Below are 12,608 nucleotides of genomic sequence, written 5' to 3'. Positions count from 1 at the left end.
TAAAGAACAATATGGATGCTCTATTGATTGAGAACCCTTGATTACAGAAAGAGGGTGTGTCAAAAGTCCAAGACACACCCTCTTTCCATATTTACTCAGCTCCTTGATGATTTTCTCAAGTTACTTAATATTCAATAGAAACATCCAGTTTCTTCAAATCCTTATCAGCCGAACTGCTGCCGTAATAAACCTCATACTTTCCTGCCTTGGCACGAACGGTATTGGTTGCAGCATCGAAGAGTTCGAAGTTTCTGCTATCCAGCGTAATGACAGCCTCAGCAGTCTTTCCTGCCTTCACCTCCACTCTCTCGAAAGCCTTCAAGCTCTTCAATGGTCCTTCGGTATCGACAGGATCCTTCACATACACCTGCACCACCTCGGTTCCATCCTTCTTTCCTACATTGCTTACCGGTACCTTCAGCGTAATCTTTTCACCCTTCTTCAGGATAGAGTTGGAAAGTGTAGCATCACCCATACGGAAAGAAGTGTAGCTTAAACCATATCCGAATGGGAAGAGCGCATCGTTCATATAACGATAGGTTCTGCCCTTCATGCTGTAATCCTTGAAATCAGGCAACTGCTCAGAATTCTTATAGAACGTAATAGGCAACTTGCCGGCAGGATTGTACTCTCCGAAGAGTACACGAGCCACTGCCTCTCCACCTTCCTGACCAGGATACCAGGCCTGGAGAATGGCATCGCAACTCTCTGTCTCTGGAGTCAAGGCGATAGCCGAACCCGAACAGTTGACAAAGACAACCTTTTTGCCCGCCTCCTTCAAAGCCTTCAGGAAATTGCGCTGAACCTTAGGCAATTCGATGTTGGTGCGGTCACCACCCTTGAAGCCAGAAATCTCGATAGGCATTTCCTCACCTTCCAACTGTGGAGAGATGCCACCTACGAAGACTACTGTCTCGCAATCCTTCAACTGCTTGAGCGAAGCCTGATAGTCGATAGGATTCTCATGCCCGATATTGAACTTCATGTCCGCATTATAGTTAGGCATCTCGTGATAGCGAATCTCTATCTTATACTCCTTGCCCTTCTCGGCTTGGAACTCGATACGACTCTCGGTAGTGCGCCAGATAGAATGCTCTGCCTTCTTCTCACCATTCAGATAAACCTCGTAGTGACCGCAACCAGCCACGTCGAGCAACACCTTGTCTGTCTGCTTAGGACGGAACACGGTTTCATATTTTGCAGAGAAGCCCACCAGCTTCACATTAGGAGCGAAGGAGTGCTGACCATAGGTCGTTACCTGCACAGGATTCTTCTCCTGGGTGATGACAACAGGCTTGCCTTCCATCTTGCGATTGTTCCAGAAAGTGCCCTTAAAGCCCATCTTGCCATCCATGCTACACTGGTCGAAGTAAGAATTCAAAACTTGGTCGTTCACCAAGTCGCATCCATTAAAGGTGACAACCTGGTTTTTCTTCAAACGACTCCTGATACCATCCAGGATGGTAATTGTCTGTCGTGGAGTACCATTATAGTTTCCCCACATCATCGGTTCGTTATCCACATTCGGTCCGATGAAAGCAATCTTCTTTACTTTTTTATTGAGAGGCAAAACCTCATTCTTGTTTTGGAGCAGCGTCATGGTCTGCAGAGCCATATCGAGCGAGAGCTGGCGATGCGCCTTACTGCAAAGCACCGATACTGGAATCTTCGACCATGATACGATCTTGTTGTCATCCATCTCGCCCAAATCGAAACGACCTTCGAGCAGACGAATCACATGCTTATCAACTTCATCTTCAGTCAAGGCACCATACTTCACAGCCTCAGGCACAGACTTATATGCATAATTATATCCACACTCCACATCTGTACCAGCCAGCACGCCCTTGGTAGCCGCATTTCTGGCATTACTAGAAACTTTATGGCTGGACCAGAAATCAGTAACAGCGCCACAGTCGGAAACTACCAGGTACTTGAATCCCCACTCATCCCTGAGAATCTGCTGCAAAAGGCGGGTGTTGCCGCAGCATGGTTCATCATCCCAACGCTGATAGGCACACATCACCTCACGCACCTTTGCATCCTGCACCAGTGATTTGAAGGCAGGCATATAAGTTTCCCAAAGGTCGCGCGGTGTAACATCGGTAATATTGTCTGTATGGCGAGCCCATTCTGGTCCGCTATGAATTGCATAGTGCTTGGCACAAGCCCAGAGTTTGCGGTATTTCGTATCTTCAGGTCCCTGCAATCCGCGCACCACGGCACATCCCATCCTACTGGTAAGATAAGGATCCTCACCATAGGTTTCCTGTCCACGTCCCCAGCGAGGATCACGGAAGATATTCACGTTTGGAGTCCAGACAGATAAAGCATGGAAACGGGTTACATCTCCTCCCTTCTGCTGCAGTTCATTCCATTTGGCACGCATTTCATCAGATGTTGCATCAAAGATTCTATACACCATTCCGTCGTTAAACGATGCTGCCATTCCGATAGGTTCCGGAAAGACGGTTACATCTCCCATGTTCGCCACACCATGCAGCGCCTCGCTCCACCACTGGAATCTCTTGATTCCCAATCGTGGGATAGCCGGCGAATCATCCAGCATCAAAGAGGCTTTCTCTTCCAATGTGAGACGACCACATAAATCTACCGCTCTCTCATGAGCCGAGAGGGCTGGATTCTGATAAGGCAACTGCTGTGCTGAGGCATTGCCGGAGGACATAGTCAGCACAAACATCAAAGCTGCGTATATAACATTCTTGTTCATTGTAATTACTATTAAGCTATTAGTATATTAAATTGGAATTCATCATGAATTTATTGTTGTCTGAAATTCCATTTAGAATTGTCGCTGTTGAAATCGAAGGGAGCCAGACCTGGGGTACAGTCGCCGAGTGAAACCAATGCAAGTTTCTCTTCTGTGCCTGGCACAGCCTTCGGCATGATGCGATAGGTGCCATCGGTAAGCTGCTCGATGCGCCAAAGCTGGGCATCTTCACCCGTAAACTCAGGTTTGGCAATGACATCATGCAGAGCGGTTGCGGTAAGATAGCGAGTAGTGCCTTCTATGCAGATCTTATAATAAGGACCACCCAGATAACCACCCTTTCCAGCAGGCATGATACTCCACTTCTGATGAGGACGGAACATGTAATCGTTCATTCTCACCTTTACTTCTCCCTTAGGCCATTCTGCCTCTACCTCCTTCAAGGTCTGAGGTTCGATATTCTTCAGAGGCTTGGTCGGCTTGATCCAGAAAGGTTCGATATCACGTTGCATTCTCACGAAATCTACGGCAATCTCCAGGGCATAGCCTCTTCGTTCCGATTCTATCTCGTAGGTTCCGGCATGAAATTCATCACCAGCCACAGGCCAGTCGTTCTTCCACAACAAAGGACGGATAGCCAATACGCTTCGTCCTCCCTGTCTGAAATCAGACTCATAGTGGAACGACATCTTTTCTACACCTTCTTCCTCAATATAGCGTCCGAAGTGACCGGGACCCGTCTTCAGATTATTGGCAGCAATCACCATCTTTCCACCGCCCTGCAACATCTCTCTGCCCACATTATCTACGTATGGACCGGTTATCTTTCGCGAACGTCCCACCACGATATTGTAGGTAGAATTAGGACCATCGCAACAGGTGCCATGAGTGCCGAGAAGATAATACCAGCCGTTGCGGTAAATCAAATCGGTAGCTTCGCAGTCGATGGCGATATTGACGGGTTCGTTGCCTTCCATCCGCTTACCTGTCTTCGGATCAAGTTCTACCAGACGGATAAATCCGAAATAGGTACCATAGCTGAGCCAGAGTCTGCCGGTAGTAGGGTCGAGCAACAAGCCCGCATCAATGGCATCACAGTCTTCATCATCCAAAGAAGAAGCTACCACCACCGGTTCAGTATATTTGAAATCAGGCGATTTCGGATCGAGCGTTTTGTTCCACATCGTCAGGACATCACCGCGATGACTGCCTCCCAATCCACCACCCGTAGCACTGTAGGCTACAAGATAACGGTCGCCAATCTTCAACACATCAGGAGCCGCTCCTCTGCCGGGACGAACAGCACCACCCTGCCAGGTCCAGCCATCCTCCGACCAGATTCCGCCTTCACCCGTTCCAAAGGTATAATACTTTCCATCACACAGGGCAATGGTAGAAGGATCATGAATGAAAGGTTCGCCCACCTGGGCTTCTGCCTCGTAAGCAGATGAAGACAACAAGGCGACCAAAGCAGCGGCATAAAGTTTCTGCTGAGCAGCAACCGGGCTAAAATATCTGAAAAATATATTGTTCTGTTTCATAACTTTCTTTATTGATTGCACTACTTCACGTGAATAGACAGGTTTCTGACAGGCTTGCCTTGTCCGTCGATGAATCGGACACAGAAGTCACTCATGCCAGGACCATTGATGACCGCACCACGAAGGATATTCCTACCTTTCTTCAAGGTAAGCTTCTTAGAAACCACATCATCGCGAACCATTCTTCGGTCGCCTTCGAGCATCATCGCCTCCTCACCATTGAGCCACCACATGGAAGCACCATTCGAGCCAACAGACAAGCGGACGTCTTTCATCTCCTCAGGGCAATCGATAATGGTAACCGCCCAGAACAAGACACCATACTTGGACTTCTTAAACGAAGTAGCGAAACGGAAGAGCTTGACATTAAACAGTTTACTGTCCAGCGCATGCCATTTCAGTTTTTCCTTGCCCACCTTCACGAAGGCTCCATCCTTAGGAACTGTTTCCATCTGTTTAGGGAAATACTGCGTATGGAATATCTCCTTCAGATAAGAATCTGTAAAAACGACATTGCTCTTGACCAGCACAGAGATTGGCTCCAAGAGCAACCATCTCTGAATAAAGCCAGCCGCATTGGGCACGACGGGCTGCTTGCCGACAGGTCCGAAATAAGGATTAATGTCTACAGGTAATTCCTTATTTTGGGCATCCGCAGAGGAATGCCCAAAAAGGAATACACATAAACAAAACAATCTAACTATTTTATTGAAAAAAATGTTCATAGACTATTCTTTTTATTTTTGAGGTTCGATAATCTGATAACGGCCACTCAGATGCATGAAGGCGAAGAGACGCAACAGTCCGTCGTAGTAGCCATCAAAGAAGCCTTCTTTATCAGGCTCATGCTTGGCATTCCAGAAATGACTGACAAATTCCCTGCCCTTCACATGATTGCTGACCAATGAAGCCGCAGCCGAAGTGGCAACAAAACCGATGGAATGGCGGAGTGCCTTTGGAGCCGTACCTGCCGGCAGAATATCTTCTACCATCGTTCCATCTACATTATACTGGTCCAGGAAAGAATCAATGCCCTGACTATACAGGAAGTTCTGCAGCGTATTGGCATATTTCTGCTGCCACTCCTTATCCTTGCAAGCCCAGGAATAATCGAGCGCTATGTTCATAGGCACTCGCCATGAGTCATAACGGAAAGCATCACCCAGCAACTGACCAGTCTTCATCAGACTGCCATCATAGTTGCAATAGTCGGGGTTCAAGCCCGTCTTCTCATTGATGCACTTATGCAGGAACTCACGGCTTTTCTCAGCACACTCCTTCCAGAACTGGGAACGTCCGTCGTTAGCCCATTTCGCCCAAACCTCGTAAAAGGCAGGGAGATGGTAAGAAGGATCGGTAAACTTCCCACCCCAATGATCGGGCGTAAAGGTGATGAGCTGATGTTCGAGATTGATGAGCGGAGCTGTGCGGTCCATTCCCGCCTTCTGCATGCTGCAATCCAGAATATTCTGCGCTTCCTTCAGATAGTTGATGCCCGTATCATTGCCCCATCGGTTGGATGCAAAGATGAGCGAAGTTACGAAATAGAGTTCACCATCCGATGCGGCTCCCTGCGCATTTCTCGTTCCATCAGTCTTGCAACTCCATGCGAAATAGCCCTTATAAGGTCCTTCCTGATGCTGCATGTATTTCTTGCTCCATCGCCAGAGGCGGTCGAAGATGTCCTTCTTGTCAAACTGCACGGCAGCCATCATTCCATACGACATGCCCTCGGTTCGCACATCATTGTTCTTCACATCGCTGACATATCCCATGGAATCGCCCACTTCGAAATAAACCTTGTTCTTACCGTAGAACACATCATTGAACACTTCGTTCACCTTCCTGTCAATATCAGTCTGCTTATAGCCCATTTCGGCAAAGAGATTGCGATACTGGTGAGTTTCAAAAGCTCCCTTTTCCCAAGGCAACGCATCAAAGCCCAGCCAGTCTACCTCAACATCGGCTCCACTCTGCAAGGATACATGGAGATCATGAACGCCCTGAGGAGCATGGAGCACCTGGGCACGGACATTCTTCCAAGCTGCCGACTTCGGAATCTTCACCTTAGCGATGATATTTCCCTTCTTGCCATCGGCTCTGACTACGAGCACACCGCCCTTAACCGACTTGGCACGAACGGTGATTTCCGCCACCTTCTCATTACCGAAATCCACCTTATTATATATAAGAGCTGTATTCGATTTAGAGAAGAAAGTCTTCCATCCGGCAAAAAAGTTGTTTTTATCCAGATATTCAATACCGATTCCCTTGCCTTGCAGCGCAGAATAACGGTCAATCTGAATATGCGAACGTGCCTTCGTCAATCCCACACCTCTTAGTGTAGGTATCACCTTCTGTATCGTTCCGTCAGGATTGAAGTTCAGAGAGTCGATTCGCACCGAGCGGTTCTTGTCAAACTTAGGCGAATAGTCATTATGATGATAGAAGAGATACCACTGTCCCTGATATTCCACGATGCTATGATGATTGGTCCAGCACTTCGTAGGCGACTCATCCATGATGATGCCCTTGAATGTGAAAGGTCCCATCGGATGGTCAGCCATGGCATAAGCCAGTGTTTCCGTGCCATCCTTTTCACGTACCCAAGGGAAGGTGAAATAATACTTGCCGTTACGCTCGAAGGCAAATGGTCCTTCCTTGAATCCCTCAGGCAACCCCTCTACCAGTTTGGGTTCCGAGGCAAGTTCCGTCATGTTTGGTTTCAGCTTAGCCATGTGCAAACCAGCTCCCGCCCAGTAGATATAAGCCTGTCCGTCCTTATCTATCAACACACAAGGATCTATGCCATGAACCCCCTCTATGGGTTTCCACATCGGCATAAATGGTCCTTCCGGATGGTCGGCAACCGCCACACCTATTCCGAATCCCTTCTCCTCCCCTTTCGGAGCGGCAGGGAAATAAAAGTAATACTTCCCGTCTTTCTCCACACAATCTGGAGCCCACATCGTATAGCTTCCGTCTTGTACCCAAGGTACTTTGTCCTGCGAAACGATGACTCCATGATCCTGCCACTCTGTAAGATTGGTAGAAGAGAAAACGTGATAATCTGCCATGCAGAACCATTCCTTCAGTTTCTCGATAGGACTCGGAATGTCATGAGAAGGATAAAGATATACCTTCCCGTTGAATACGCGAGCCGTAGGATCAGCAGAATACTGTCCGCTGATAATCGGGTTCTGAGCCGAAGCTCCTGTCGATAACGCCAGCATCAAGGCACACATCCATGTTTTCATACGCAAATTCCTTTAAAGAAGAAAAAAGGGGGTGCTTCTTTTCAAAACACCCCCTAATTATCAAACTAATCTATAGTTCTTTAAACTTAAAACGTTTTATTTACAAAACAACTTCATTATTCCCAACCAGGGTTCTGAACCAGGTTAGGGTTCATGTTCTTCACTGTTTGTGGATAAGGGAAGTAATCATGTTTTCCCTCTTGGTAACCAACAGTGAAACCTGCATCCTTTGCTGCATGAGAAGAAACTGTATAGAAGCGGCTATTTGCCTCTGTACCATGCTCCCAGTACAACTTCTCGTCAGAAGCCTGAGGTGCGCGGAACAACTTGTCAAAGAGGTGAGGTACATCAGAACCCGCATTCTTGATGCGATTGATGGCAGTGGCATCCCTCCATCTCTTGATGTCGAACCAACGGCAACCTTCCATCCACAACTCGTATGATTTCTCCTTCTTCAGCACATCCATATCTACGGTTTGGCTGATGGTCTGGGAACCTGCACGCTCCTGAATCATATTAATATACTTCTTGGCCTCACCCTGATCGCCAGTCTGGAGACAAGCCTCAGCATAGTTCAAAAGAACCTCGGCATAACGCATCACGAGATAGTTGTTCAAACGGACGTTGGCATCATATTTCTTACCATCAGAGTCAGCTGCACGCATCACTGTCTTGAATGCCAACCAAGTAGAGTTACCATAAAGTCCCTGAACCTGATCCTTAATACCAACAGCCGTGCTTACCTTCTTCTGCTCAACCGTCAGATTGTTTAGCGAATCATTAGCATACTTCATTTTATAAACAGCATCATCAATGTGCTTCAAGGTTGCCTTGAAACGGTAAGAGTCGCCATCGTTCTTATGGAACTCATCACCAAACCACTGAGGTACACCTAAGCCACCCCAACCATCGATGCCACTATATACAGACTGAGGAGAAACTACGAAGTTACCAGCACGCCAGTTCATTGCATTAGACTCCATCCAGCTAGAACGCTGAATCATACCGCTCCATTTACCCTTACCCGCATTGTACTCGAAGTTGATTTCGAAGACCTTTTCCTCGTTGCCATCACCCTCAATATGGAAGTTGTCCATATACTTGTCGCCTGGAACAAGGGCATACTTGTCTGAGTCGATAACCTTCTTGAGGGCAATTTTAGCCTTGTCATACTTGCCAGCGAAGAGGTAAGCCTTACCAGCCAATGCATTAGCAAAGCCCTTGGTTACCTTTACAGCTCCATCCTTGTCTCCCTTGCTCTTGCGCTCATCAAGATCGGCCGCAGCTGCCTCACATTCAGAAGCAACCCACTCTATCAACTGTTCGTGGGTCATAGGATTCTCAGGATCCTTATCGCTGTTGTATGGAAGCGCATCAGCTGTCAACTGCTTTAAGACGAATGGAGGAGTGCCCCATAAGTTTGCCAACAAGAAGTAGTCGTAAGCACGAAGCACACGAGCCTCAGCCACACAACGCTTCTTGACTGGTGTATCTGGATTAGCAAACTTGTTAACGACCAAGTTGCAAGTATACACTGAAGAATAGAGACCTGAGTACATCAACTTTGGAACCAAGGCATCAGTATCATAGCGGAACTCATTGAGGCAACCAGCGTCCTCATGGTCTCCATAGTTACCACTGGCATAGTAAACATCATCACCACACATGTTCAGAATCAACTTGTGAGGAGTATAGATACCCAAACTTCCCTGGACGTCTGGCTGACGTCCTACTACATTACACATAAAGCCTTCGTATGCTGCCACCAAAGCAGCCTCTGCATCGGCATCAGTCTTATAGAACTGTTCCTCATAAGTAGTACCCTTCTGCTCAATATCGAGCTGACTCTCACAGGAAGTAAAAGATACTGTTCCTGTCAACGCAAGGGCTAATATACTAGAATATAATAAATACTTTTTCATTGCTGTATCATTTAATAATTAGAATGTTACATTGATACCAAATACCATCTTCTTAGAAGTAGGATAAGTACCATTATCAAAACCACGCGACTGAGCGCTGTTCATAGAAGCTGTCTCAGGATCGGCTCCAGGATACTTGGTGATTGTGAAGAAGTCATCCAAAGAGCAGTAAACACGCACACCATTCAGACCAATCTTGCTCGTAATGAGACGTGGCAATGTGTAACCCAACTGAATCTGCTTAATCTTGAAGTAAGAACCGCTGAAGACAGCTGCGCTAGAACTGAAGAATGTCCAGTCAGTTGCCACCTTCTTCATATCAGGATACTTGGCGTTGGTATTACTCTCTGTCCAAGAATTCTTCCAATATTCATCGATACCATTCAAGAGTGGTCGGTCGGCCGATACCATCAAGTTGTAAATCTTGTTGCCAGCAGAGCCTGTTCCAAATACGGTGAGGTCAAAGCCCTTGTACTCAGCATTGAGGGTGATACCGTAAGTAAACTTAGGAATACCCACACCCAAATCCTGCTTATCATTATCTGTAGGCGCATTGGTGGTATTACCATTCTTGTCATAATACAACGCACTTCCATCCTCAGCTACACCTGCATACTTGTAACCACGGAAGTACCAGATAGAGTGCCCCACCTCGAATGTTGGCTTCAAACGGCTGTTGAAGCCATCGATACCTATACCCTCGATACGGCTGATGGATGAAGAAAGATCCTTTACCTCATTCTTCAAGGTAGAACCGTTGACTGAAACAGAGTACTTGAAATCACGGATATGATCTCTCCAACCCAACTCGAAGTCGAAACCTGTGTTAAGCACCTTACCAGAGTTGATGATATACTTGCTTACACCAATTTCCGGAAGAAGATTTATCTCTACCAAGAGGTCCTTGGTGTTCTTGCGATACCAGTCGAGAGAGAATGTCAAACGGTCGTTCAAGAAACGGGCATCAAGACCCAAGTCTACCTGTTCTGAAGTCTCCCAAGTCAAATCTGGGTTAGCAAGACCTGTTGGCTTAGAACCATAAGACAACTTACCATCACCGCTAGATGGATTGTACTGATAGAAGCTCTGGTTCATGGCAATAGGAGAAGTATACGGGTAGTTGCTCAATACATTGACATTACCATTCTTACCCCAAGATCCACGAAGCTTCAAGAAAGAGATGGCATCACGACTGATGTTGTCCTTGAAGAACTTCTCATTGCTGATAGTCCAACCAGCAGATACTGATGGGAAGTTACCCCAACGAGCATCCTTTGAAAGCTTAGATGAATCGAATGCATCACGACGGAAGTTGAACTGCAAGAAATAACGATTATCGTAGCTATAAGACAAACGACCGAAGTATGAAAGTTCCGTAGCGTCGTTAGGAGCATTGCCTACGCTCTTTGTAGCATCAGCGAGCAAATAGTCGATGTAACGATAGTTAGGAGCATAGTTTGAAAGAATATTCGTACCCTCAGAACCAATAGTAGCATTGTCCCAATGATTCTTGGTGAACGACATACCCACCATGGCTCCTACTGTATGCTTGCCAAATGTATTCAAATAGTTTGCAAAGTTCTCCCACTGATAGTAAAGACCATTGTTGGTATGAGCCTCTATCTTGTACTGTGAGGAGTTAGAGAGGGAATTGATGTAATATGGCTGCTCATAGTTGTGGTAGTTGCTCTGCGTGATGCGGTAACCCAAACGAGATGTATAGGTAAAGCCCTTGAATGGCTTGATGTTGGCAGCAACGGTACCACGTACATTGATACCCTGGTTGTAAGAGCCTACACGGTCGCGCTGTGCCAATGGGTTACCAGTAGCATCCTCCACATAGTGAGATGTACCATAGAAATCATTATTATGGTCAGCATCTCTCATCACAGGGGCGCCATTCTGATAAGCGTTATAAACATTGGTTGGCAACTTAGCAGGGTCGCTTACGTAGCAAGGTGTCAATGGATCTACAGAAACTACAGAGTTCAACACAGAACCATAACCTTTGTTCACACCCTTGGTCTTCCACTTCTCGAAAGAGGTGTTTGTCGAGATGTTCAACCACTTATATACATCGTAGTCTGCATTAATCTGACCTGTAAAACGCTTGTAAATATCCTTGTCTCCCTTGACGATACCATTGTTATTGAGGATATTCAAGTTGGCAAGGAAACGACCCTTACCATTGCTAGCCTGGATGGTAAGGCTGTGCTGATGAGCCAAACTATTTTCAAAAGCCTCATCATACCAGTCGGTGTTCTCTCCATTGTATCCCTCAGCCTTCAACTTATCATCCGTCAAGTCGCCCAAGTACTTATGGTATGAAATATACTCTGGAGCGTCGAAGAGCTTAGCCTTTCTACCAATAGACTGGATGGTAAACTTGCTGCTATAAGAAATCTCAGCCTTACCGCCATTGGCAGCACCCGTCTTGGTTGTGATGATAACGACACCATTACCTGCCTGCGCACCATAGATGGCAGCAGAAGCGGCATCCTTCAATACCTCTATGCTCTGAATCATAGATGGATCAAGATACTGGATGTTATCCACCTTCAGACCATCGACGATGAGCAACGGACTGATATTTCCACTATTGGAAGAATAACCACGCACACGGATATCGGCAGCCTCACCTGGACCACCCGAGTTGATAATCTGTACACCGGCAGCCTTACCCTGGAGGGCAGCACCGGCATCGGTAGCTGACAAGCCCTTGATGTCATCGCTCTTGATAGATGCAACTGCACCTGTCAGGTCGCTCTTCTTCTGAACGCCATAACCGATGACAACGACATCATTCAGAACTTTAGCATCATCCTTCAAGGTAATGGTAAGCGTTTTACCAGCCTGAGCTTTCACGGTCTTAGGCTCCATACCCACATAGGTAATAGTCAATGTTGCATCAGGTGCAGCATCAATGGTAAACTTACCATCCAAATCAGTAATCACACCCAGCTTGCTGCCTGCAGCTTTCACTGTAGCACCAATGACAGGTTCACCACTTGGATCTGTAACTACTCCTTTTACAATACTCTGAGCCGACATTCCTGCAGGGAATAAACAGAGAAAGGATAGCAATGCTAACGGCTTTTCAATCTTTCTTAAGTTCCTCATAAGAGAATAGATTAAAATTGTTATTTTATTAGTTCAT

The 12,608-nt window shown here is 46.6% G+C and carries 6 protein-coding genes; all 6 read right to left on the bottom strand.

Translation table 11 applies throughout. The features are described 5' to 3' along the window. Positions 1-124 precede the first annotated feature (124 nt). Positions 125-2,731, bottom strand: a complete 2,607-nt coding sequence (gene xyl3A, locus V8Z93_RS04750; RefSeq protein WP_439432536.1) for a xylan 1,4-beta-xylosidase — start codon at positions 2,729-2,731, stop codon at positions 125-127. A 50-nt stretch (positions 2,732-2,781) separates the two neighbouring features. Next, the gene (locus V8Z93_RS04745) at positions 2,782-4,272 is read right to left on the bottom strand and encodes a family 43 glycosylhydrolase (protein WP_439432535.1); all 1,491 of its coding nucleotides are present in this window, start codon (positions 4,270-4,272) and stop codon (positions 2,782-2,784) included. Between the two features lie 20 nt (positions 4,273-4,292). Next, positions 4,293-4,997, bottom strand: coding sequence for an acetylxylan esterase (locus V8Z93_RS04740; protein WP_439432534.1), 705 nt, complete (start codon positions 4,995-4,997; stop codon positions 4,293-4,295). Between the two features lie 12 nt (positions 4,998-5,009). Next, positions 5,010-7,529, bottom strand: coding sequence for a glycosyl hydrolase family 8 (locus tag V8Z93_RS04735; protein WP_439432533.1), 2,520 nt, complete (start codon positions 7,527-7,529; stop codon positions 5,010-5,012). A gap of 116 nt (positions 7,530-7,645) precedes the next feature. Continuing rightward, positions 7,646-9,451 (bottom strand): RagB/SusD family nutrient uptake outer membrane protein, encoded by a 1,806-nt coding sequence (locus tag V8Z93_RS04730; protein WP_439432532.1) that lies wholly within the window; start codon positions 9,449-9,451, stop codon positions 7,646-7,648. A gap of 18 nt (positions 9,452-9,469) precedes the next feature. Then, a complete protein-coding gene (locus V8Z93_RS04725) occupies positions 9,470-12,502 on the bottom strand; it encodes a SusC/RagA family TonB-linked outer membrane protein (protein WP_439432531.1) in 3,033 nt (1,010 codons plus the stop codon). Positions 12,503-12,608: the final 106 nt, after the last annotated feature.

The organism is Segatella copri, from assembly GCF_051861805.1.
Classification (GTDB): Bacteria; Bacteroidota; Bacteroidia; order Bacteroidales; family Bacteroidaceae; genus Prevotella; species Prevotella copri_M.
This window is presented reverse-complemented; position numbering and strand designations above follow the sequence as displayed.